Source organism: Ruegeria sp. AH7 (genome assembly GCF_056541325.1).
This window is the reverse complement of the sequence record NZ_JBQFYF010000002.1, coordinates 555,896-577,007: the sequence shown is the minus strand read 5'-3', so window position 1 is coordinate 577,007 and position 21,112 is coordinate 555,896. Positions and strand designations below refer to the sequence as shown.

24 protein-coding genes are annotated in these 21,112 nt (G+C 59.0%); 16 read left to right on the top strand and 8 right to left on the bottom strand.

All coding sequences use genetic code 11. The annotated features are described in order from the left end of the window. Nucleotides 1–18 precede the first annotated feature (18 nt). From ACR0JX_RS07465 to dusB, 3 genes are read right to left on the bottom strand one after another with little or no spacing between them, the layout of a single operon-like run. Nucleotides 19–1,386, bottom strand: a complete 1,368-nt coding sequence (locus ACR0JX_RS07465; protein ID WP_480542733.1) for a response regulator — start codon at nucleotides 1,384–1,386, stop codon at nucleotides 19–21. Beyond that, nucleotides 1,386–2,468: an ATP-binding protein gene (locus ACR0JX_RS07460; protein ID WP_170530341.1), complete on the bottom strand. Its 1,083-nt coding sequence runs from the start codon at nucleotides 2,466–2,468 to the stop codon at nucleotides 1,386–1,388. The genes ACR0JX_RS07465 and ACR0JX_RS07460 overlap by 1 nt, the downstream gene beginning before the upstream one ends. Continuing rightward, nucleotides 2,465–3,448, bottom strand: a complete 984-nt coding sequence (gene dusB / locus ACR0JX_RS07455) for a tRNA dihydrouridine synthase DusB (protein WP_480542731.1) — start codon at nucleotides 3,446–3,448, stop codon at nucleotides 2,465–2,467. The genes ACR0JX_RS07460 and dusB overlap by 4 nt, the downstream gene beginning before the upstream one ends. A gap of 184 nt (nucleotides 3,449–3,632) precedes the next feature. On the opposite strand from dusB, the gene ACR0JX_RS07450 reads away from it, so the two are divergent. The 5 genes from ACR0JX_RS07450 to ACR0JX_RS07430 all read left to right on the top strand — a co-directional run bounded on the left by ACR0JX_RS07450 (nucleotide 3,633) and on the right by ACR0JX_RS07430 (nucleotide 8,385). Further along, a complete protein-coding gene (locus ACR0JX_RS07450) occupies nucleotides 3,633–4,763 on the top strand; it encodes a bifunctional 2-C-methyl-D-erythritol 4-phosphate cytidylyltransferase/2-C-methyl-D-erythritol 2,4-cyclodiphosphate synthase (protein ID WP_480542729.1) in 1,131 nt (376 codons plus the stop codon). Next, nucleotides 4,760–5,257 carry a phosphatidylglycerophosphatase A family protein gene (locus ACR0JX_RS07445; RefSeq protein ID WP_480542727.1) on the top strand — a complete coding sequence of 166 codons (498 nt, stop codon included), beginning with the start codon at nucleotides 4,760–4,762 and terminating at the stop codon, nucleotides 5,255–5,257. The genes ACR0JX_RS07450 and ACR0JX_RS07445 overlap by 4 nt, the downstream gene beginning before the upstream one ends. Then, a complete protein-coding gene (locus ACR0JX_RS07440; RefSeq protein WP_480542725.1) occupies nucleotides 5,254–5,730 on the top strand; it encodes a CinA family protein in 477 nt (158 codons plus the stop codon). Before ACR0JX_RS07445 ends, ACR0JX_RS07440 begins: the two co-directional genes overlap by 4 nt. 285 nt (nucleotides 5,731–6,015) lie before the next feature. After that, nucleotides 6,016–6,693 (top strand): orotate phosphoribosyltransferase, encoded by a 678-nt coding sequence (locus tag ACR0JX_RS07435; RefSeq protein ID WP_480542724.1) that lies wholly within the window; start codon nucleotides 6,016–6,018, stop codon nucleotides 6,691–6,693. Between the two features lie 201 nt (nucleotides 6,694–6,894). Further along, nucleotides 6,895–8,385, top strand: a complete 1,491-nt coding sequence (locus tag ACR0JX_RS07430) for a replicative DNA helicase (RefSeq protein ID WP_480542722.1) — start codon at nucleotides 6,895–6,897, stop codon at nucleotides 8,383–8,385. Nucleotides 8,386–8,388: 3 nt separating this feature from the next. Here ACR0JX_RS07430 and ACR0JX_RS07425 read toward each other — a convergent pair whose 3' ends face one another. Further along, nucleotides 8,389–8,928 carry a GNAT family N-acetyltransferase gene (locus ACR0JX_RS07425; RefSeq protein WP_480542720.1) on the bottom strand — a complete coding sequence of 180 codons (540 nt, stop codon included), beginning with the start codon at nucleotides 8,926–8,928 and terminating at the stop codon, nucleotides 8,389–8,391. A gap of 228 nt (nucleotides 8,929–9,156) precedes the next feature. Here ACR0JX_RS07425 and alr point away from each other — a divergent pair, with 228 nt between their 5' ends. From alr to ACR0JX_RS07375, 10 genes are all read left to right on the top strand, one after another. Then, nucleotides 9,157–10,191: an alanine racemase gene (alr, locus tag ACR0JX_RS07420; protein WP_480542718.1), complete on the top strand. Its 1,035-nt coding sequence runs from the start codon at nucleotides 9,157–9,159 to the stop codon at nucleotides 10,189–10,191. Further along, nucleotides 10,188–10,970, top strand: a complete 783-nt coding sequence (locus ACR0JX_RS07415) for an MlaE family ABC transporter permease (RefSeq protein WP_480497809.1) — start codon at nucleotides 10,188–10,190, stop codon at nucleotides 10,968–10,970. The genes alr and ACR0JX_RS07415 overlap by 4 nt, the downstream gene beginning before the upstream one ends. After that, entirely contained in the window at nucleotides 10,967–11,713 is a 747-nt protein-coding gene (locus ACR0JX_RS07410) for an ABC transporter ATP-binding protein (protein WP_480542716.1), read from the top strand. The genes ACR0JX_RS07415 and ACR0JX_RS07410 overlap by 4 nt, the downstream gene beginning before the upstream one ends. After that, the gene (locus ACR0JX_RS07405; RefSeq protein WP_480542714.1) at nucleotides 11,710–12,084 is read left to right on the top strand and encodes a hypothetical protein; all 375 of its coding nucleotides are present in this window, start codon (nucleotides 11,710–11,712) and stop codon (nucleotides 12,082–12,084) included. Before ACR0JX_RS07410 ends, ACR0JX_RS07405 begins: the two co-directional genes overlap by 4 nt. A 1-nt stretch (nucleotide 12,085) precedes the next feature. Then, nucleotides 12,086–12,535 (top strand): paraquat-inducible protein A, encoded by a 450-nt coding sequence (locus tag ACR0JX_RS07400; protein WP_480542712.1) that lies wholly within the window; start codon nucleotides 12,086–12,088, stop codon nucleotides 12,533–12,535. 125 nt (nucleotides 12,536–12,660) lie between these two features. Then, the gene (gene radA / locus ACR0JX_RS07395) at nucleotides 12,661–14,022 is read left to right on the top strand and encodes a DNA repair protein RadA (RefSeq protein ID WP_480543009.1); all 1,362 of its coding nucleotides are present in this window, start codon (nucleotides 12,661–12,663) and stop codon (nucleotides 14,020–14,022) included. 40 nt (nucleotides 14,023–14,062) lie between these two features. Further along, nucleotides 14,063–14,653: a CvpA family protein gene (locus ACR0JX_RS07390; protein ID WP_480542710.1), complete on the top strand. Its 591-nt coding sequence runs from the start codon at nucleotides 14,063–14,065 to the stop codon at nucleotides 14,651–14,653. Nucleotides 14,654–15,298: 645 nt separating this feature from the next. Further along, nucleotides 15,299–16,822 (top strand): amidophosphoribosyltransferase, encoded by a 1,524-nt coding sequence (gene purF / locus ACR0JX_RS07385; RefSeq protein WP_480497799.1) that lies wholly within the window; start codon nucleotides 15,299–15,301, stop codon nucleotides 16,820–16,822. A gap of 252 nt (nucleotides 16,823–17,074) precedes the next feature. After that, nucleotides 17,075–17,323, top strand: a complete 249-nt coding sequence (locus tag ACR0JX_RS07380; protein WP_480542708.1) for a hypothetical protein — start codon at nucleotides 17,075–17,077, stop codon at nucleotides 17,321–17,323. A gap of 41 nt (nucleotides 17,324–17,364) precedes the next feature. Further along, the gene (locus ACR0JX_RS07375; protein ID WP_480542706.1) at nucleotides 17,365–18,009 is read left to right on the top strand and encodes an SDR family NAD(P)-dependent oxidoreductase; all 645 of its coding nucleotides are present in this window, start codon (nucleotides 17,365–17,367) and stop codon (nucleotides 18,007–18,009) included. 61 nt (nucleotides 18,010–18,070) lie between these two features. Here ACR0JX_RS07375 and ACR0JX_RS07370 read toward each other — a convergent pair whose 3' ends face one another. The 4 genes from ACR0JX_RS07370 to ACR0JX_RS07355 form a co-directional block, all read right to left on the bottom strand. Further along, nucleotides 18,071–18,913 carry an ATP-binding protein gene (locus tag ACR0JX_RS07370; protein ID WP_480542704.1) on the bottom strand — a complete coding sequence of 281 codons (843 nt, stop codon included), beginning with the start codon at nucleotides 18,911–18,913 and terminating at the stop codon, nucleotides 18,071–18,073. 117 nt (nucleotides 18,914–19,030) lie between these two features. Beyond that, nucleotides 19,031–19,906, bottom strand: a complete 876-nt coding sequence (gene tatC, locus ACR0JX_RS07365) for a twin-arginine translocase subunit TatC (protein WP_480542702.1) — start codon at nucleotides 19,904–19,906, stop codon at nucleotides 19,031–19,033. Beyond that, nucleotides 19,903–20,361, bottom strand: coding sequence for a Sec-independent protein translocase protein TatB (gene tatB / locus ACR0JX_RS07360; protein WP_480497793.1), 459 nt, complete (start codon nucleotides 20,359–20,361; stop codon nucleotides 19,903–19,905). The genes tatC and tatB overlap by 4 nt, the downstream gene beginning before the upstream one ends. A 6-nt stretch (nucleotides 20,362–20,367) precedes the next feature. After that, a complete protein-coding gene (locus ACR0JX_RS07355; protein WP_170373887.1) occupies nucleotides 20,368–20,583 on the bottom strand; it encodes a twin-arginine translocase TatA/TatE family subunit in 216 nt (71 codons plus the stop codon). Nucleotides 20,584–20,804: 221 nt separating this feature from the next. Between ACR0JX_RS07355 and ACR0JX_RS07350 the strand changes: the two genes are divergently transcribed. After that, on the top strand, nucleotides 20,805–21,110 hold the full coding sequence (locus ACR0JX_RS07350) for a hypothetical protein (protein WP_480542699.1): 306 nt from the start codon (nucleotides 20,805–20,807) through the stop codon (nucleotides 21,108–21,110). Nucleotides 21,111–21,112 lie beyond the last annotated feature (2 nt).

The window sequence follows — 21,112 nt, the reverse complement described above, 5'->3', positions numbered from 1 at the left end:
ACGGTTTGTGTGGCGATATTACATCAGTTTGCGACGGCGTGTCACCTGAATATCGAGGTCTGTGATCTTTTTCCGCAGCGTATTTCGGTTAATCCCAAGCAAATCAGCGCATTTTGCCTGATTGCCACCGGTTGCCTCCAATGCGATTTCGATCAGCGGGGCCTCAACCTCACGCAATATGCGCTGATACAGGCCCGGAGGCGGCAGCATGTTGCCGTGCAGATCAAAGTAGCGCCGCAGATGCCGTTCCACCGAGGTGGACAATTTCTCGCGCTCGCCCCCGCCCAGCACAGGTTCAGCCTCGGGCTGGCTGCCCAGTACCATCTCAACCTCGGCTTTTGAGATTTCATCGGCCCGGCTGGTCAGGCTGAGACGGCGGACCGCGTTCTCTAACTGCCGCACATTGCCGGGCCATGAGTAGCGACGGATCAGTTCAACCGCATCCGGGCTGAGCCAGCGCTTAGTGCCGCTATCACGCTCTTCGCGGGCCAGAAAATGCTCGGCCAGCAAGGTGATATCATCCACGCGCTCGCGTAGGGCCGGTACGTGGATCGTCGCGCCGCATAGGCGGTAGTAAAGATCCTGCCGGATGCGACCACCTTCCATACCTTCGGCCAGATCCGACTGGCTCGTGGCCATGAAACGCGGCACGTGATCGCCAGGGGTGTCCATCATGCGTACGATGCGCGCCTGAAGCTCATCATCCAGATCCGCGATCTCATCAATCAACAGCGTACCTCCACGCACGCGCGCCATGACACGGGCGGGCCCCTCCAAATCACGCAAGTCTGCGGCTGTGGCGGTTACAAAGGGCAATGTACGACGATCTGAGAAGTCGTGAATTGCCCGCGCGATCAGGGACTTACCGGTTCCACTTTCACCTGAAATCAAGACGGACAGATCGGTGTTCATCACCCGCGCGACCAATCGATACAGAGACTGCATGACGGATGTGCGCCCGACCAGAGGCAACTCATCCGGGCGTTCATTTGCTTCTGCCTCGGGTTCCGATTGCAGCCGCTGCTTTTGTTCCAGTGCGCGCGCGGTGCGTTTCATCAAATCGGGCAAATCGAAGGGTTTGGGCAGGTAGTCATAGGCATCCGCCTCAGCCGCCTGGATCGCAGTCATGATGGTATTCTGGGCCGAAATCACAATCACCGGCAAACCGGGGCGGTCTAGCGCGATTTTCGGCAGCATTTCCAAACCGTTCCCATCCGGCATGACGACATCCGAAATCACCACGTCCCCCTTGCCTTCACCTACCCATCGCATCAGCGTAGTCAGCGAAGAGGTGGCATGCACCTTGCATCCGGCCCGTGTCAGGGCCTGAGTCAGTACTGTTCGGATCGTGCGATCGTCATCTGCAACCAGAACGGTGCCATCCATCAGGTGCTCTCCTTCGTTATGCTCTCTGCCGGCGCGCGGCGCAGCGACAGTTTAAAAACAGTGCGTCCCGGAACGGAATCGGCCGAGATCCAACCGCGATGGTCCGAGATGATCTTGCTGACCAGAGCCAGCCCTAAACCCGTTCCATTTTCCTTGCCCGAGACAAACGGGTCGAAAATGTCGCTGCGAATGTCCTCAGGCAGTCCGGGGCCATCATCGATGATCTCAATCTGCAACGGCAGCGAATGACCCGAGCCGTCACTACGACGCAGACGGAACGAATGCTCGAAATAGGTGCGCAGGCGAATCGTGCCGCCATTCGGGCCAGCGGCCTCGGACGCGTTTTTCAGAAGGTTCAGAACCACTTGCAGGATTTGATCCGGGTCACCATAGGCCAGCGGCAGCGATGGATCGTAGTCCTCGATAATGGTCATGTCCGCACCGAACCCCAGCAAGGCCGAACGGCGCGCGCGGTCCAGAACGTCGTGGATGTTCACCGGTTTGAAGTCGGGTTGCTGCAGGTTTCCGAATTGCTCAACCTGCTCCAACAGCTTCACGATGCGGCGGCTTTCGGCTACGATAAGGTCTGTGAGTTCAAGGTCTTGCGCTGAGATATTCATGCTAAGAAGCTGCGCTGCACCGGTGATACCAGCCAGCGGGTTCTTGATTTCATGCGCCAACATCTCTGCCATACCGATGGCGGATTGCGCTGCTGACTTAACCGTGTTGCCACGTGTCATGCGCCCCGCCAATTCGCGTGGCGAGATGATCATGATCATTGATCCCGGATGCCCGACCAGCGGCGCGATCTGTAGTGCGCATTGCAGCGGTGCGCGGTTACCCGACCCGACATCGACATCATTGACGAACAGGGGCGTACCTTGATGACGCGCGCGCAGGAACGCCTCTTCCAGTGGGGCATCCACGGCGATCTGGTCCCAGACCGGATGACCAATCACCGACTTGCGCGACGCGTTCAGGAACCCCTCGCCCGAGGAGTTCACATCGGAAATCCGATCCTCCTGGTCGATGATGAAGGCCGGAACAGGTAGCGAGTTCCAGATGCTTTGATCCGAATTCATGCCGCCACCTCGGTTGTGCAATCGAGCGCATCGCCAAGCAGGCGCAGCACCTCTTGCGTATCACGTGAGGTCAAAACAGCCCGGCGCAGGGGCGCGGGTGTACCGGCTTCATCCATGTACCAGCCCAGATGCTTCCGCGCGACGCGCAGGCCCAGGTCGGTGCCGTAGAATTCGAGCATGGCTTGATAATGCGCGCGCACCATCGCGACCAATTCAGCGCCTTTGGGGATTTCAGGTGCGTCGGTGCCGTAGATGTCATGGCATATCTGCGCCAGAAGCCAGGGTTTTCCCTGCGCACCTCGCCCGACCATCACGCCATCTGCGCCAGACTGATCCAGCGCCGTGCGGGCCGCTTTGGTATCAACAATATCGCCATTGGCGATGACGGGAATCGACACCGCCTGTTTCACCGCTCGGATCGCCTGCCAATCGGCGTGGCCTTTGTAGAACTGGCAGCGCGTGCGCCCATGTATCGTGACCATCTTGATACCCGCCCCTTCGGCCCGGCGCGCCACATCAGGCGCGTTCAGTAGCGCATCATCCCAGCCCAGCCGCGTTTTCAGGGTGACGGGTACATCGACCGCCTCAACCACCGCTTCGATCAGGGTCAGGGCATGATCTGGCGTTTTCAGAAGGGCCGAGCCGGAATAACCATTGGTCACCTTCTTGGCCGGGCAGCCCATGTTGATGTCGATCACCCGCGCGCCCCGATCGGCAACCTGACGGGCGGCCTCGGCCATCCAATGCGCCTCGCGCCCGGCAAGCTGTACGGCGGTGTTCTCGACATCCGCCGACAGTTCCGCCCGTTCGCGCACGCCAGGCTTGGCTTGCACCATCTCCTGGCTGGCGACCATTTCGCTGACGACCATGCCTGCGCCGAACCGCATCACCAGATCGCGGAACGGGCGATCCGTGATTCCAGCCATTGGTGCCAGCAGCACAGGCGGGTTCAGAGTTTTGTCAGCAAAATGCAGGGTCAACGTGCTTAATCCTTGAGCAGTTGGGGTTTTGATATCGAATCCGGGGCATATGAACAACAAAACGACCACCCACAAGCCTGCAAAATCATCACTCGCTTAATTTTTAGGCAGATTGACGCGGGTGATTGCCTCCGCATTCACCGCCCCCTAAACATTGGCCAAAATCAACGGAGCAAACGTCAGTATGACAACCGCCGCCATCATCGTTGCCGCCGGTCGCGGAACCCGCGCCGGAGGAGGCACGCCCAAGCAATGGCGCATGCTGGGCGGGCGCGTGGTAGCCGACTGGACGATCGACAGGTTTCGCACACAAGTCGAACAGATTGTACTCGTGCTATCACCCGACGATTCGGGGGCTTGGGAGGCTTATCGGGACAGTGATCTGATCCTCGCCCCGGGTGGCGCGGATCGAGCGACATCTGTCCGCAACGGGTTGGATGCGCTGGCGGATGAGGACGTTGAACGCGTTTTGATTCACGATGTTGCTCGCCCCTGTGTGAGCGCGGATGTCATTCAGAACGTGCTAAGCGCGTTGAGCACAAGCCAAGCTGCCGCACCCGGATTGGCCGTTACAGACGCGCTTTGGACCGGGGATGACAACTCGGTCACCGGAACGCAGGATCGAACCGGCCTGTTCGCGGCCCAAACGCCGCAGGGCTTTCACTATGATGCGATTGCGGGCGCTCATGCGGCCCATTCAGGCAGCGCGGCGGATGATGTCGAGGTCGCGCGTGCCGCCGGGCTGGACGTGACCATCGTGCCGAGCGATCCGGACAATATCAAAATCACACGACTCGAGGATTTTGCCCGGGCAGAACGGATATTGGGGCTGAATATGGATGTAAGACTGGGCAACGGCTATGACGTGCACCGGTTTGGTGACGGAGATCATGTGATCCTGTGCGGTGTGAAAGTACCGCATGACCGGGGGTTGCAAGGTCATTCCGATGCAGATGTCGGCATGCACGCTGTGACGGATGCGATCTATGGCGCTTTGGCGCAGGGCGATATCGGCCAGCACTTCCCCCCTTCAGATCCGCAGTGGAAAGGGGCCGCCAGCGAGATTTTCCTGCGCCACGCTGTCGAGCTTGCCCAAACCATAGGTTACCGCATCTCGAACGTTGATTGTACTCTGGTCTGTGAATACCCAAAGATCGGTCCTCATGCCGAAGAGATGCGGGAAGAAATGTCCAGAATCATGGGATTGCGCGCCGATCAGATTTCGGTCAAGGCAACCACATCCGAGCGTCTGGGCTTTACCGGCCGTAGCGAGGGTATCGCGTCGCTCGCCACCGCATGTCTGGTGAAAGCATGAGCATCGCGCGTCTGATCGGAACCGTCTGTGGCGTTGGCTATCTGCGCCCTGCCCCCGGCACATGGGGATCGCTTGCGGCCCTGCCTCTGGTCTGGGTCCTACACGTTTTGGGCGGCTTCCCCCTGCTCGTGCTTGCGACGCTCGTCGTTTTCATCGCAGGGCTTTGGGCTACAAAGGTGATGACCGCCGGGCAAGAGAATCACGACCCGTCCGAGATCGTGGTCGATGAGGTTGCGGGCCAGTTCATAGCGCTCTGGGCCATTTCCTATCCAAGCTGGGCACATGGGATCGAGATCACCGCGCTCTGGCCCGGTTGGGTCGCGGGCTTCCTGCTGTTCCGACTGTTCGACATCACCAAGCCCGGCCCGGTCGGCTGGGCCGATCGCAAAGGAGACGCGATGGGCGTGATGCTTGACGATGTAATCGCCGGGGTCTTTGCCGCCATCGGTGTAATGGTTCTGGCCGGGATCGCACACGGAGTGTTGGGGCTATGACCGTCGCTGCTCTGCTCGATTTGGCCAAGGCGCGTGGCGTGATGATCGCCACTGCCGAAAGCTGCACGGGCGGTATGGTCGCCGCCGCGCTAACCGACATTCCCGGCAGCTCTGCGGTGGTCGAGCGTGGATTCGTCACCTACACCAACCGCGCCAAGCAGGACATGCTGGGTGTCCGGGCCAAAACGTTGGAAACCCATGGTGCAGTCTCAGAACAGGTCGCGCGCGAAATGGCCGAAGGCGCAGTTCGAAACTCTCAGGCGCAATTGGCCGTCTCAATCACCGGCATCGCGGGTCCCGGGGGGTCCGAATTCAAACCCGAGGGGCGTGTGTGTTTCGGGTTGGCTGGTGAGGGGTTGACCACCCACACCGAAACGGTGGAGTTCGGCGCACCAGGGCGCGACGCTGTGCGGCGGGCAGCGCGCAATCATGCGCTTAACCTGTTGCATAACGCGCTTTCAAAATTCACCTAAATGGCATGGATGCCTTGGCGTCAATTGCGCCCCTTGCACCGATCAAACCGGTTGCACGGTTCGCCCTAGGTCGCATACACGCGGTGACCGGAACACGGGCTCGATCAGTCAGCAGACCGTAACCGGCCCGAAGACCCAAGCGGCCAAGCCCACCTTGGTCGCACTGCCCGGAAGGGCAAAAAGCGGACCCCGCAAGGGTCCGCTTTTCTTTTGCCGCCCTCTCGACTCCGGCCCAAGGGACAGGCTATCAGCCCGCAACACTCTTTCAGCCCAGAGGTTTGCGCCATGATCCCCAGTTCTTTTCCTGACAGCACCGAAATCGCCCGCCTGACCGCGCGGATGCTGCTGGAGATCAAGGCTGTGCATTTCAATGCGCGCGAGCCGTTCACGCTGGCCTCTGGCCTGCCCAGCCCCACCTATATCGACTGCCGCAAGCTGATCTCATACCCGCGCATCCGCTCGACCCTGATGGATTTCCTGACGGTTACTGTTATGCGCGAGGCCGGGTTCGAGGCGTTCGACAATATCGCAGGTGGTGAAACGGCCGGCATCCCCTTTGCCGCCATGGTCGCCGAGCGGATGGGCCTGCCCATGACCTATGTGCGGAAGAAACCCAAAGGCTACGGCCGCAACGCCCGGATCGAAGGCGCGATGAGCGAAGGGGAACGCGTGCTTCTGGTCGAGGATCTGACCACCGATGGCGGATCAAAGCTGTCCTTTGTCGATGCGATCCGCGAAACGGGCGCTACCTGTGGCCATACCGCGGTGATCTTCTACTACGGAATTTTCCCCGAGACCGAAAAGACCCTGGGCGATCACGGTGTAAAGCTGCATTCGCTGTGCACCTGGTGGGATGTTCTGGCCGAAGCCAAGGCGCAAAAGGCCTTTGACGAAGAGACCCTTAGCGGCGTCGAGGCCTTCCTGAATGACCCGCGCGGTTGGCAGGACGCGCGCAAAAGCTGACGTCGCGAAATCTGTTTTCTGAGCGGGAACAGTGGCAGGTCCGCGGACTTAATCCGCACAATATGTTGACGTCCAGCCCCCTCATGCTTCAAGATGATGGGGCCCGGAGATATTCACAGCATATCCCCAGAAAACATACAATTTGCCCCGACTCGCAGGGCTAAGCTATGGACCTTGTCCCAAGGGACGGTGAGAGCAGCAATGAACGAGATCAGCAGTATCGAACAGGCAGCGGCACAGATTCAAAACGCCGAAACAATGCCGCATTCCATTGAGGCCGAACAGCAGCTACTGGGTGCGATTCTGACCAATAATGATCTCTATGATCGCGTCGCTTCGATCATCGGGGCCGAGCATTTCTATGATCCGGTCCATGCGCGCATCTATGAGGTCGCCGCGACGCGCATCGCCAAGAACGCACTCGCCTCGCCCGTCACGCTGAAATCCTTCATGGCCGAAGATGAGGGCCTGAAAGAGCTTGGTGGCCCGGCCTATCTGGTCAAACTGGCCGGGGCCTCGATCAGTGCTTTTGCCGTCCATGACTATGCCCAAATGATCTATGACCTGGCCATCCGGCGCGAGCTGATCCGGTTGGGTCGAGATATCTCGGACAAGGCGGCGCGGGTCGAGGTGTCCAGCGAACCGAAGGAACAAATCGTCGAGGCCGAGCAGCAGCTGTATCAGCTGTCCGAGCAAGGCCAGACAGAACAGGGCTTTCAATCCTTCCTCAAGGCGGTCACCGAAGCCGTCAACGTCACCAACGAAGCATACCAGCGTGGGGGCGGGATGGCCGGCATCTCGACCGGTCTGGCCGATCTGGATAAGCAGCTGGGTGGCTTGCATCCATCGGACCTGATCATTCTTGCCGGCCGTCCCTCTATGGGTAAAACCTCGCTTGCGACCAACGTGGCGTTCAACGTGGCGAAGGCCTATAAACGCGGCACCAAGCCTGATGGCAGCGAAGGCGCGATTGACGGCGGCGTCGTGGGGTTCTTTTCGCTTGAAATGAGTGCCGAACAGTTGGCAGGCCGAGTTCTGGCCGAAGCTTCGGAGATTTCCAGCCACAAGATCCGTCAGGGCGACATGACCGAGGCCGAGTTCCGGCGCTTCGTGGATGCCGCCAAGGAACTGGAAGCCTGCCCGCTGTTCATCGACGACACCCCGGCCCTGCCTATCGCGCAGCTTGCTGCCCGCGCACGTCGGCTGAAACGGACCCATGGGCTGGACCTGTTGGTGATCGACTATCTGCAGCTGTGCCGGGGCATGTCGGACAACCGTGTCAACGAAATCGCTGAGATTTCGATGGGCATGAAGGCGATTGCCAAGGAGCTGAACATCCCGGTGATCGCCCTGTCCCAGCTGTCGCGTCAGGTTGAAAACCGTGATGATAAACGCCCGCAACTGTCCGACCTGCGGGAATCGGGCTCGATCGAACAGGATGCGGATGTGGTGATGTTCGTGTTCCGAGAGGAATACTACAAGGAACGCGAAAAGCCCGGCGATCATGAGCTGGACAAGATGGAAGAGTGGAAGCAAGCCATGGAACGCCTGCATGGCAAGGCCGAAGTGATCGTCGGCAAGCAACGCCACGGCCCCATTGGCACGGTCGAGCTGTCGTTCGAGGCCCAGTTCACCCGTTTTGGCAATCTGATCAAACCCTGGCAACAGGGCGGCGAGATCGAGGGCTACTGACCCCTACCACAAGGCAGGATTGTTCAGCGCCGCAACGCAATGCGATGGCCCCTTTAGCGGGGTCAGTTCGCGCCCGTCCAGAGATTGCCCCAGCCAACCATGCGGATAGCTGAGCCTCAGAGGCGGCTGCGCGATCTCTTCTGAAATGGCTAGAAACCCGGTTTTGCAATAGTAGTTCGGATCGCCATAGGTCAGCACCACATCGACACCGAAGTTTCGCAGCTGGTCCAGCCCGTATGTGATCAAAGCCTGCCCGATCCCCGATTTCTGCCGGTCCGTTCGCACCGCCATCGGTGACAGGATAAAGACATCTCGGCTGTCTTGCGGATAGGTGATCCTGGAAAACGCAACAGCGCCCACCAGTTCCATGTCTTGATACGCGGTGGAAAGCATCACATCTGCCTCAGGCGTCCTGCTCAGCAAATCTTGCACAAACGCGCCGATCAGCGCACCTTCATCAGCGCCCTCCGAGGCTGAAAAGACGTCCTGAAACAGATCGACCACAGCCTGAACATCTGATCCTTTACCGTTCGAAAACTCCATGATCCCCTCCGGGCATTGCATCTGCTTTGCCGCTAAAAACTGGAAGGCCGCACCTGAACAAAGCAGCGCGCCTTCGCGATCTCACATACCATGATCACAGCAACAAACTGCCAGAATTCACAAGAACTTGGCAAATTTCGCCGGTTGCCGCGCATACAACGCTGAAACGGCGTCGCAAAAGCGTCATTCCCTCTTGACCTTATACGGCGCAATGTCATGAACAACGCCATGAGTACCGCACGACTGACAATCAATCTTCAAGCCCTTGCCAGCAACTGGCGGGCACTGGATGCACAGACCGATGTTGAAACCGCCGCCGTGGTCAAGGCCGATGGCTATGGGCTGGGCGCTGGGCCGGTCAGCAGTGCATTGGCCGAAGAAGGCGTGCGCAAGTTCTTCGTCGCGGTGGCCGAAGAAGGCGCAGCCGTGCGTCAGGCCATTGGGCCGGGGCCGCTGATCTGTGTGTTTTCCGGCCATATGGAGGGGGATGCGGACCTGCTGCGTGCCCATGACCTGACGCCCCTGATCAACTCACCCCAGCAGTTCCAGCGCCATATGCAGGCGCTACCAGATCATCCCTTTGGCATTCAGCTGGACAGCGGCATGAACCGCTTGGGTCTTGAACCGGCCGATTGGGCCGATCTGCGCCCAAAGGTCGAGGTGCTGAACCCGGTTGTCGTGATGTCTCATCTGGCGTGTTCGGACGAACCCGATCATCCGATGAACCAGCAACAGCTGAAGACCTTCCGGGAAATGACTGATGGCATAACCGCGCCGCGCTCGCTGGCGGCCACCGGTGGCACGCTTCTGGGGCCAGAGTTTCACTTTGACTTCTGCCGTCCAGGGATCGGCCTATACGGCGGGATGCCCTTTGCCGGGGCCAAACCGGTTGTCACGGTCGATCTGCCGGTGATCCAGGTGCGCGCGCTTGAGGTTGGCGAAACCGTTGGCTACGGCAACAGCTGGACCGCCCGACGCCCGTCGCGCATCGCAACGGTTGCAGCGGGCTATGCGGATGGCCTGCACCGCGCCATCGGTGGCGGGATCGACACATTTGCGGGCGATCAGCCCTGTCCCGTCGTGGGACGCATCTCAATGGACCTGATCACGGTCGATGTCACCGACCTGCCTGAGGGCCCGGAACGCTTGCGCATTCTGAACGGGCATCAAACGGTGGATGATCTGGCCGAGGCAGCGGGCACAATTGGCTATGAAATCCTGACCTCGATGGGTCGCCGGTATTCGCGGGGTTATGTGGAATGAACCCTGTCTTACTGCTCAGCGGATTGGGTCGCGCTGTCCTGACCGTGCTGGCCGCGTTTGGACGCGTGGCACTGTTTGCGCTGGACGCAATCTCTCATATCTTCCGCCCTCCGTTCTACCCGCGTGAATTCGCCATGGCGCTGTTGAATATAGGTTGGCTGTCCCTGCCCGTGGTCGGCCTGACCGCGATCTTCACCGGCGGCGCGCTGGCCTTGCAAATCTACGCCGGCGGCGCGCGTTTCAATGCCGAAGCTGTAGTGCCCCAGATCGTTGCCATCGGCATGGTGCGAGAGCTTGGGCCCGTGCTGGTCGGCCTGATGATCGCCGCCCGTGTAACCTCCTCCATCGCGGCTGAGATCGCGACGATGAAAGTGACAGAACAGATTGACGCGCTGGTCACCCTGTCCACCCACCCGATGAAATACCTGACCGCCCCGCGCGTGCTGGCGGCGCTGATAACCGTGCCTGCCTTGGTCGCGGTTGGGGATATCATCGGCATCATGGGCGGCTACACCGTTGCCACGCAAAATCTGGGCTTCAACCCGGCGGCCTATCTCAAAAACACCGTGGATTTTCTTGAGGCCCGCGACATCGTCTCGTCCCTGGTCAAAGGGGCCGCCTTTGGCATGATCGCCGCCATCATGGGCTGCTATTACGGCATGTCCTCGGGTCGTGGCGCGCAGGGCGTGGGCCGCGCCACCAAAGGCTCGGTCGAGGCCGCAGCCGTGCTGATCCTGGCCGCCAATTTCGTACTCACAGGGGTGTTCTTCTCGCTATGATCCGGATGGAGAACGTACATAAAGCCTTTGGCGACAACCGCGTCTTGCAAGGCATGGACCTTGAGATCCCCAAAGGCACCTCGATGGTCATCATCGGCGGCTCGGGCACCGGCAAGTCGGTGGCGCTGAAATGCATTCTGGGCCTGATCCAGCCCGACAGCGGCATGATCTATGTGGACGACAAAGACGCCACCAAGGGCGACCGAGATGCGTTTCTGGCACGGTTCGGCATGCTGTTTCAGGGCGCGGCGCTCTTTGACTCCCTGCCCGTCTGGCAAAACGTCGCCTTCCGCTTGCTGCGCGGTTCACTAAAACGCCCGGTGGATGAGGCGCGAGAGATTGCCATCGAGAAACTGCGCCGCGTGGGCCTGAAACCCGACGTGGCCGACCGTCTGCCCGCCGAACTGTCAGGCGGCATGCAAAAACGCGTCGGCCTCGCCCGTGCCATCGCCGCCGAGCCCGAGATCATCTTTTTTGACGAGCCCACCACCGGCTTGGACCCGATCATGTCCGGCGTCATCAACGACCTGATCCGCGAAATCGTGACCGAGATGGGGGCAACCGCCATGACCATCACCCACGACATGAGCTCTGTCCGCGCGATTGCCGACAATGTGGCGATGCTGCATGGCGGTGTGATCCAGTGGACCGGTCCGGTGGGTCAGATGGATACCTCGGGCGATCCGTATATGGAGCAATTCATCAGCGGCAGCGCGGAAGGGCCGATTGAGGCGGTTCGGTGAAACTTGGCCCGGTGATCATCGATTTCTCAATAATTCCAGCTCTCTACTGCATTTCTGTTTTGTTAACTTGGATCGTGGCGGACAGATTCCGTGAAGGATTTTTATTCCAAAAGTCACTCTATCGAACCGCAGCAATCTGCCTACTCGGTGCACTTTTAGCTTACGTTGCGGATCTCGCAGTTCCCGGGATCGAGTGGCTATCGAAAGCCATAGCATCGGTCGCTTTTTTTGCAGGATTTGCATCGTTGCACCGGAGTCTTCTTTCCAAAGTCTCAAACAAATTGCGTTGCAATATCGCTATTTTTGCCGTTGCGCTTTCTCTAATCATGTTGCTTCTCTTGGTTCATAAACTACCCATATTCCAGGCTTAGAATGACCCTCCGCCTCGCCACCCTCTCTCTCCTGATCCTCTACCCCATCGCTTGGTTCGCCCCGCTGATGCGCGCCGGCTTGCTTCCAATTTTCGGCCTCAGCGAGATCAGCGTCATCACCGGCCTTCAGTCCTTGTGGAAATCCGACGTCTTCCTCGCACTGATTGTCACCATCTTCGCCCTCTTCGCCCCGTATATCAAAACCATCGGCACCGCGCTGATTCAGTGGAACCTGCTCGACGCCCGCGTCCAACCTGCGCTCAACGTCCTCGGTAAGCTGGCGATGGCCGATATCTTCCTGATCGCGCTCTATATCACGCTGGCCAAAGGCATCTCTTACGCCACGATTGAGACCGCCTGGGGCCTCTACCTCTTCACGCTCTGCATCCTCGCCTCGCTCGTCTTGGGCCTGCTGACCGAACGTCAGGCAAAGACCCAAACCTCTCCTTAAGGCCCGGCGCGCATGCGCCCGCTGTGGGTGACGGCCCGCGGGGCCCGAACCCGCAGCGCGCCACCGGCGGAGATGAAAGCCCGCAAGGGCTTGAAGAACCGCCCATCCTCGGGCACCAAAGCGGAATGGCAAAACCAACCTTCTCTTGCTCGGCCTGCGGTGCGAGCTTCACCAAATGGTCCGGGCGTTGCGATGGCTGTGGGGAATGGAATACCATCACCCAGGACGTGCCGCTTTCATCTGGCCCGGCCAAGAAATCCCTCGGCGGCAAGCGGGGACAGTCTGTCACGCTCACGGACCTGTCGACCGAGGAGACACCGCCACCCCGAACACTCAGCGGGGTGGATGAGTTGGACCGCGTCTTGGGCGGCGGTCTGGTTCCTGCCTCGGCCCTGTTGGTGGGCGGCGATCCCGGTATCGGAAAATCCACCCTGTTGTTGCAGGCCGCTGCGCGCTTTGCCCGTGCAGGCGTCAAAACGATCTATGTCTCGGGCGAGGAAGCCAGCGCGCAGGTCCGCATGCGCGCACGGCGATTGGGGCTGGAAGATGCGCCTGTTCAACTGGCCGCGGAAACCAACTTGCGCGATATCCTGACAACGTTGGAAACCGAAAAGCCCGGCCTCGCCATCATCGACTCGATTCAGACCATGTGGGCCGACAACGTGGACAGCGCACCGGGTTCGGTGTCACAAGTCCGGGCCGCAGCGCATGAATTGACCACGTTTGCGAAACGACACGGGGTTTCGATCGTTATGGTCGGCCATGTCACCAAAGAAGGTCAGATCGCAGGGCCGCGCGTTGTCGAACACATGGTCGACACCGTGCTCTATTTCGAAGGCGAGCGCGGCCACCAGTTCCGCATCCTGCGCGCGGTCAAAAACCGCTTTGGCCCAGCTGATGAGATCGGCGTATTTGAAATGACCGGCAAAGGTCTGGCGCAAGTCACCAACCCCTCGGCCCTGTTCCTGTCGGAACGCGGCGAACCCAGCCCTGGATCGGCTGTTTTTGCCGGGATCGAAGGCACACGGCCCGTATTGGTTGAGCTTCAGGCGCTCGTGGCACCCTCCCCTCACTCCCAACCCCGCCGCACGGTTGTGGGCTGGGACAGCGGGCGCCTTGCCATGATCCTCGCCGTGCTCGAAGCGCGCTGTGGCATCCCCTTTGCCGGGCTCGACGTCTATCTGAACGTCGCCGGAGGGCTCAAGGTCAGTGAACCCGCCGCCGATCTGGCGGTAGCCGCAGCCCTGCTGAGTGCGCGAGAAGATACAGCCCTGCCCGCTGACACCGTTGTTTTCGGAGAAATCTCGTTATCCGGGGCACTTAGACCGGCCCCGCAGACCGAAAATAGGTTGAAAGAAGCCCAAAAACTTGGTTTCACATCGGCGATTGCTCCGGCAGGTGGCAAAACCGGCACTGTGGCAGGTCTGACACTCACCCGACCCTCTGATTTGGTTGGGTTTGTTGGCGAAACCTTCGGAGCAGGTTAAAGTCGCGCCGCGAGGGGCAGAAAAAGAACAGGCGAGGGCCATGGAAGGTTTTACAATAATTGACGGGGTTGTGGCCCTGATCATCGTGCTGTCAGGTCTGCTGGCCTATTCGCGCGGGTTCATGCGCGAGGTTCTGGCCATCGCGGGCTGGGTCGCAGCGGCGGTCCTGGCTTTCATCTTTGCGCCGCAGGCTGTGCCACTGGTCAAAGAAATCCCGGTTGTCGGAGATTTCCTGCGTGACAGCTGTGAATTGTCGGTGATCACGGGTTTTGCCGCTGTGTTCGCCATCGCGCTGATCGTGGTCAGCATCTTCACACCCCTGTTTTCGTCGCTGGTTCAGCGTTCGGCTCTGGGTGGTCTGGATCAAGCGCTTGGTTTCTTCTTCGGCATCGCACGTGGCATTCTGTTGGTCGCCATCGCCTTCTTTGTCTACGACACGGTCATGACCGGCCAGTCTTACACCATCGTGGACGAAAGCCGCTCGGCCAAAGTGTTCGAACAGTTCAGCACGCAGATCGAAGAGCAGAACCCCGAAGCAGCCTTGGGCTGGGTGACCGCACAGTATGAAGAGCTTGTCGGTAGCTGCACCTCGAATGCAGCCGCGCCTGCTGCGGAAAGCACTGGCAACTGATTACGAATAGACCCGCATCTAAGGAAGCCCGGCATCGTCCGGGCTTTTTTCATGGACTAGATAAATCCTTCCCCACCACACACGGTGCATCGGATCGTTTTTAGTCCGAAACACCCTTCACACCGGCCGAAAATCGGTTTGCCATGAATATCGCGGCCTTTGACGACCTGTCCGGCGCCATTGCAAATCTGGCAAGGTGCACGCCCCATACCGCGACACCGGTGGCACCGCCGCTTGGGTATTTCTTCTTTCTTAGGCGGCGGCCTGTTCTGCCACATCACGCCCCCTTTTCCGCTCAACATGCGTGTTTTAATCCGGTTTCCATCATGTCATCATAATTGCATTCATATGTCATCAGACTTGCTGCGCGGTCGAGACAGCACAAATCTCACCTGCGGCATTGTGTAATTGTGATCCTTTGATGACAGGGGCGTCCTAAGGCAGTATGTGAGGGCCAACCCGCCACGGAATCGGAGCTGCCGGTCTTGTTCTTTGTGTTTTCATCTGCGTGCGTCGCATCGATGATTGGCCATTTGGCTTATGAAACACAGACAATCGCGCGCAAGATGCAGGTAGCATCCCCTTATCGATCCCGACAGTCGGTCAAACCTCTCGTCACAACGCCATAGGAATTGGAGCCCGTACATGTGTGGGATTTTGGGGATCGCAAGCCGGACACATGATGTGTTTGCGGAAATTTATGATGGCTTGCTGATGCTGCAACACCGGGGCCAGGATGCCTCGGGGATCGTCACATATAACGGTGAATTCTTCCGCGAGAAAAAGGCCAACGGTCTGGTCAAGGATGTCTTCAACGCCACGGATGCTGAAACCCTACTGGGTAAAGTCGGCATGGGGCATGTACGTTATCCAACCGCCGGTTCACTCAGCGCGGCTGAGGCGCAGCCCTTCTTCGTGAACGCGCCTTACGGGATCTATCTGGTCCATAATGGCAACATCACCAACACCGCCGAGCAGCGTGAGAAGGTGACAGGCAAATACAGCCGCCACCTGCGCACCACGTCGGATTCCGAGATTCTGCTGAACGTGCTGGCTGACAAGGTGGCCGATGCGATCAAGGTCAACGGCAATGTCGAACCCATCCGCAACATCTTCGCGGGCGTGAAGATGACGATGGAGCGGGTGCAGGGTGCCTATTCCGTCATCTGCCTGATTGCTGGAGTCGGGATGTTGGCCTTCCGTGATCCATACGGTATCCGCCCGTTGTCTGTCGCCGTTCGTGAGACCGAAGGCGGCGGCAATGACTACGCCTTTGCGTCCGAGGATGTAGCCTTTGGCATCAACGGGTTCGACAAGCTGCGCGATCTGCGCGCCGGTGAGGCGATCCTGATCGATCTGGATGGCAACATGCATGAATTCCAGGCGGTCGAGGGCAAGCTGACGCCCTGTATCTTCGAATATGTCTATCTGGCCCGCCCGGATTCGCTGCTGGATGGAGTATCCGTCTACAAAACCCAGATGCGCATGGGTCAGACATTAGCCAAGCAAATTCAGGACTCGGGGCTGGATATTGATCGGATCATTCCAGTACCGGACAGCGCCCGCCCTGTGGCGCTTGAGGCCGCGAAAATCACCGGCATCCCTTATCGCGAGGGTCTGGTCAAAAACCGTTATGTCGGCCGCACCTTCATCATGCCGGGTCAGGAAGAGCGACAGAAATCCGTGCGCCGCAAGCTAAATGCCATACCGCTGGAATTCAAAGACCACAATGTTCTGCTGATCGACGATTCAATCGTGCGCGGCAATACGATCAAGAAGATCGTACAGATGTGTCGTGAGGCCGGTGCCAAGAAAGTCTATATCGCCAGCGCGTCTCCTCCGGTCAAATACCCCAATGTCTACGGCATCGATATGCCCACAAAACATGAGCTGATCGCCAACGGCAAAGAGATCGAAGAGATTCGCGAAGAGTTGGGCGCAGATGCTCTGTTCTACCAGCATCTTGATGATCTGGTTTGGGCCGCCAAGGAAGGCAACCCCGAGATCGAGGCCTTCGATTGCTCGTGCTTCAACGGCGATTACATCACCGGCAGCGTCAGTGATGATTACCTCGACAGTCTGGAAAACAGCAGCCGTGTCAGTAAGAAGCGCGAGGATATGGAGGTTGTGGGCGGATCGTGGAACGGGGCCAAACTGGCCTCAGGCTAACCCGACGCTTCGAATCAGATGGGTTGGTTGAGACATCGCGTTTCGCGTTTTTCGCCAGCTCGCTATCATTCATGAAAACGTGACGCACGGACGTGATCGCGAAATCGTAGCGAATGCAAAGACTTCGCGAACCCTGAGTTTCATGTCAGGCCATGCGACGTTGCGGCAGTCTTTTGTTCCTTTCTGGCCTTTGTTAACCAACCCGCTGCTACCACTCACCAAAGGGGTTTGGGCCCTGCCCGACCGCAGCTTATGTCCAATGTCACCGTCAAAGGCGCGGCAACGCAAAAAGGCGCGCTCAAGAAAAACTCTGTGTCTGTGCTTGGGGTTTTTGGTCCCAAGGCGGAATTGCGCGCGCTGATGCGAATGTCTTCTGGTCGCGTTAAAGAGGTGAAAACCGGCAGCCGCCTTGGATCGGGCACCATCGTGGCGATAGACGAGCACGGTGTGATGCTGCGACAAAGCGGCCAGACCCGGCGGATCGCGATCCCTGGGGGCTGACGCCTCTTGACGGCCTGCACGATGGGGTCCAAACCGCAGCCATGACCGATCAGACCAAAATCGCCCTCATCACCGGGGCCTCACGCGGGCTGGGCGCAGCCCTGGCCGAGGCGCTGGCCCCCGAATATCACATCGTCGCTGTTGCCCGTACGACAGGCGGGCTGGAAGAGCTGGACGATCGGATCAAGGCCAAGGGCGGATCTGCAACCCTGGCCCCGATGGACATCACTGATCCCAATGCCATGGCCACCCTATGCCGGGGAATACATGATCGCTGGGGCAAAGTGGATCTGTGGCTGCACACAGCCGTCCATAGCTCGGCCCTGACACCCGCGCATTTTGTCGACCCGAAAGAATGGGCCAAGGCGATGAACACAAACGCCAATGCCACTTCGGTCCTGATCCCCTATGTGACGCCTTTGCTGGGCGAGGCGGGTCATGCGGTGTTCTTTGACGACCCCAAAGCGGGTGAGAAGTTCTATGGCATCTATGGGGCCACCAAAGCCGCGCAAATGGCTTTGGCCCGCAGTTGGCAGGTCGAGACCGAACGCACCGGGCCGCGCGTTTCGATCGTGGAACCCGCGCCGATGGCCACCGCCGTACGCGCGCGGTTTCATCCCGGTGAAGATCGGGATGTGTTGACCAGCACCTCGGATGAGGCTGCGCGGATTGTGGCGCTGCTTTAAGAAAATGGCCCCTTTGGGCCATGCCTCCGGCGGCGATATTTTTAGCCAGATGAAGCTGGGATCAGGCGATATGAACGCCGTTGCGCCCTGCCAGATCGACGAAGAATTGCCAGGCTACGCGGCCCGAGCGCGCGCCTCGGGTGGCCTGCCATTCAATGGCTTCGGCACGCAAGGTTTCCGGATCGACTGAAACCCCGTAGGCACCGCAGTAGCGGTCGATCATGGCCAGGTATTCATCCTGATCGCACGGGTGGAAGCCCAACCACAGACCGAACCGGTCAGAAAGGGAGACCTTTTCTTCGACTGCTTCCGACGGGTTAATGGCGCTGGAACGTTCGTTTTCAATCATATCCCGCGGCATCAAGTGGCGGCGGTTTGAGGTGGCGTAGAACACTACGTTTTCAGGTCTGCCTTCGATGCCGCCATCCAGCACGGCCTTGAGGGACTTATAGTGCTGGTCATCGTGGCTGAACGACAGGTCATCGCAGAACAGGATGAACCGATGCGGCGCCGCGCGCAGGTGATTCAGCAGGCGCGCGACCGAGCCCATGTCTTCACGCTGCAGCTCGACCAGTTTCAGGTCTGGGTGATCATCCTGAAGCGTGCCGTGCACGGCCTTCACCAGACTGGATTTCCCCATCCCGCGCGCGCCCCAGAGCAGAGCGTTATTGGCTTTGAAGCCTTCAGCAAAGCGACGGGTATTGTCCAACAACGTATCGCGGGAGCGGTTGATACCTACCAGCAGGTTCAGATCGACCCGGTTGACCTGTCTGACAGGCTCTAACCGATCCGGGCCGACATGCCAGACAAAGGCGGGGGCCGCGTTGAAATCCGGGGCAGCCAAAGGCGCAGGGGCCATGCGGTCCAGTGCGTCGGCGATACGGTTCAGGGCTTGGTCATCCATCGGGGCCTCCGGATCTTGGTGTGGCGCTGTCAAACCATGATCCGAGCGATGCAACAAGGGCCTCAAACGAAAAAGGCGCGCCGAACCCGACGCGCCTATCTTTGTCTTCAGAGCGGGTTACTTGCCCTCTTCCTCCTGAATGATCTCCTCATCCGCATCAGCCTCGTCATCATAGTAACCATCGGCGCGCAGCTGTTCTTCGCGCTTCTTCTCGACACGGGCGACAAGGAAGATCGATATCTCGTAGAGGCCATAGACCACGACGAACAGGATGACCTGAGTGATCACATCGGGAGGCGTGACCAGCGCCGCGAGTACCAAGATTGCGACGACGGCGTATTTGCGGACGGAACCAAGCCCTTCGGCGCTGACCAATCCGGCTTTACCCATCAAGGTCAGTAATACGGGCAGCTGGAAGCAGAGACCGAAGGCCACGATGAACTTGATCGTCAGGTTCAGGTATTCCTGCGCCGAGCCCTGGAACACCACGCTGAGCGGTGCGGCTGTCGCTCCATCGGTTACCGCCTCGCCCTCGGCTCCGAACTGCTGGAAGCCTAGAAAGAAATCATACGCCAAGGGTGTGACGACATAAAAAGCAAAGCTCGCGCCCAACAGGAACATGAACGGCGAAGTGATCATGAACGGCAAAAACGCGTTCTTTTCGGTTCGGTAGAGCCCAGGGGCAACGAACCGCCACATCTGCATACCGATATAGGGAAAGGCCAGGATGAACCCACCCAACAGCGAAACCTTGATGGCAACAAAGAAGCCTTCTTGCGGCGAGATAAAAATCAGCCCGCAATCCTGTCCCCGCTCATTCAGCACCTCGCACAACGGGTGCGTCAGGAAATTGAAGATCGGCGTGGCCACGGTGAAGCAAATGATCATACCGATCAGAAACGCCACAACGCAGTGGATCAGACGCGTGCGTAGCTCGGCCAAATGTTCGATCAATGGGGCCGAGCTGTCTTCGATTTCATCGGTCTTGCTCATGTCTTGCTTTCAGTCTTCAGCGCGGCTTCGGCCTCTTCGGCCTTGGCCAAAGCATCTGCGGCTTCTTTGGCTTTGCGCTCGGCCGTCGCGCGCGCGCTTGTTGCCTGAATCTTCTTGGCTTGTTCGGCCCGTTCAGCGGCCAACTTGCCCGTCTCGCTCTCAGGATCGAACTTGGTGGGATCGATGCTTTTACCCAGATCCTGAGCCGCCTGTTTCACGCCATCCATTGCGGTATTCACCGGATTGGCGGCCGCATTCAAACCCTTTTTGATCTCGTTCACGCCTGCCTGGTCCGCAGCTTCGTTCATCGCACTGCTGAACTCGCGCGCCATACCGCGGGCCTTGCCAACCCAGCGGCCAACATTGCGAAACAACACGGGCAGGTCCTTGGGACCTACAACGATCAGCGCAACGATGCCGATGACCAGAAGCTCGGTCCAGCCCAGATCAAACATCTGCGCTTAGACCTTGTCTTTTTCGGTTTCCGGTGTGACGTCCTTGGCAACTTCGGCTGCATCCTGCTCCAGCTCGTCTGCGCCTTCCTTGACGCCTTTCTTGAACGACGTGATGCCTTTGCCAACTTCGCCCATCAGCGAGCTGATCTTACCACGACCAAACAGCACCAGCACCACAACAGCAATCAGCAGAAGGCCGGGAAGGCCGATATTATTGAGCATGTTTCTTCTCCTTTGACGTCGGCGCAGCACGCCGGGAATATGATCTGGCCTCGTGTTTACGCCCCAAACCCCCAACACAAAAAGGGGGCTTTCACGGTGGCGCCTCCAAAATCCGGTCCAAACTTGCGATTTTACAGGGCTCGCCTTTCACAACTGACAGGTTTATGTCAGTTGTACTTAACTACAACGGCGATATCGCAACCTGGTCAACGGAGACTCACATGACCCATGTCGCAGAAATCGTTACTTTCACATTGAACGACGGCACCTCGCCCGAGGCGTTTGTCGCGCTTAGCCAATCTACCGAATCCTTTGTACGCGCGGCTCCCGGCTTTGCCCATCGCCAGCTCAGCCAGGGCGATGACGGGCGCTGGACCGATTATGTGGTCTGGCAGGATATGCAGGCGGCGCAAAACGCCGCCGCGCAGTTCCCGGAACAAGACTTCGCCCCCGCCCTGATGGCAGCCATCAACCCAGACAGCCTACAGATGCGGCACGAGAATGTACTATGGAACATGACAGCCTAGTC

What these genes read in the sequence shown, in the direction of transcription:
- ACR0JX_RS07465 (WP_480542733.1), bottom strand. Translation starts at nt 1,386, where the DNA reads ATGGATGGCACCGTTCTGGTTGCAGATGACGATCGCACGATCCGAACA.
- ACR0JX_RS07460 (WP_170530341.1), bottom strand. Translation starts at nt 2,468, where the DNA reads ATGAATTCGGATCAAAGCATCTGGAACTCGCTACCTGTTCCGGCCTTC.
- ACR0JX_RS07450 (WP_480542729.1), top strand. Translation starts at nt 3,633, where the DNA reads ATGACAACCGCCGCCATCATCGTTGCCGCCGGTCGCGGAACCCGCGCC.
- ACR0JX_RS07445 (WP_480542727.1), top strand. Translation starts at nt 4,760, where the DNA reads ATGAGCATCGCGCGTCTGATCGGAACCGTCTGTGGCGTTGGCTATCTG.
- ACR0JX_RS07440 (WP_480542725.1), top strand. Translation starts at nt 5,254, where the DNA reads ATGACCGTCGCTGCTCTGCTCGATTTGGCCAAGGCGCGTGGCGTGATG.
- ACR0JX_RS07435 (WP_480542724.1), top strand. Translation starts at nt 6,016, where the DNA reads ATGATCCCCAGTTCTTTTCCTGACAGCACCGAAATCGCCCGCCTGACC.
- ACR0JX_RS07430 (WP_480542722.1), top strand. Translation starts at nt 6,895, where the DNA reads ATGAACGAGATCAGCAGTATCGAACAGGCAGCGGCACAGATTCAAAAC.
- ACR0JX_RS07425 (WP_480542720.1), bottom strand. Translation starts at nt 8,928, where the DNA reads ATGGAGTTTTCGAACGGTAAAGGATCAGATGTTCAGGCTGTGGTCGAT.
- alr (WP_480542718.1), top strand. Translation starts at nt 9,157, where the DNA reads ATGAGTACCGCACGACTGACAATCAATCTTCAAGCCCTTGCCAGCAAC.
- ACR0JX_RS07415 (WP_480497809.1), top strand. Translation starts at nt 10,188, where the DNA reads ATGAACCCTGTCTTACTGCTCAGCGGATTGGGTCGCGCTGTCCTGACC.
- ACR0JX_RS07410 (WP_480542716.1), top strand. Translation starts at nt 10,967, where the DNA reads ATGATCCGGATGGAGAACGTACATAAAGCCTTTGGCGACAACCGCGTC.
- ACR0JX_RS07400 (WP_480542712.1), top strand. Translation starts at nt 12,086, where the DNA reads ATGACCCTCCGCCTCGCCACCCTCTCTCTCCTGATCCTCTACCCCATC.
- radA (WP_480543009.1), top strand. Translation starts at nt 12,661, where the DNA reads ATGGCAAAACCAACCTTCTCTTGCTCGGCCTGCGGTGCGAGCTTCACC.
- ACR0JX_RS07390 (WP_480542710.1), top strand. Translation starts at nt 14,063, where the DNA reads ATGGAAGGTTTTACAATAATTGACGGGGTTGTGGCCCTGATCATCGTG.
- purF (WP_480497799.1), top strand. Translation starts at nt 15,299, where the DNA reads ATGTGTGGGATTTTGGGGATCGCAAGCCGGACACATGATGTGTTTGCG.
- ACR0JX_RS07380 (WP_480542708.1), top strand. Translation starts at nt 17,075, where the DNA reads ATGTCCAATGTCACCGTCAAAGGCGCGGCAACGCAAAAAGGCGCGCTC.
- ACR0JX_RS07375 (WP_480542706.1), top strand. Translation starts at nt 17,365, where the DNA reads ATGACCGATCAGACCAAAATCGCCCTCATCACCGGGGCCTCACGCGGG.
- ACR0JX_RS07370 (WP_480542704.1), bottom strand. Translation starts at nt 18,913, where the DNA reads ATGGATGACCAAGCCCTGAACCGTATCGCCGACGCACTGGACCGCATG.
- tatC (WP_480542702.1), bottom strand. Translation starts at nt 19,906, where the DNA reads ATGAGCAAGACCGATGAAATCGAAGACAGCTCGGCCCCATTGATCGAA.
- tatB (WP_480497793.1), bottom strand. Translation starts at nt 20,361, where the DNA reads ATGTTTGATCTGGGCTGGACCGAGCTTCTGGTCATCGGCATCGTTGCG.
- ACR0JX_RS07355 (WP_170373887.1), bottom strand. Translation starts at nt 20,583, where the DNA reads ATGCTCAATAATATCGGCCTTCCCGGCCTTCTGCTGATTGCTGTTGTG.
- ACR0JX_RS07350 (WP_480542699.1), top strand. Translation starts at nt 20,805, where the DNA reads ATGACCCATGTCGCAGAAATCGTTACTTTCACATTGAACGACGGCACC.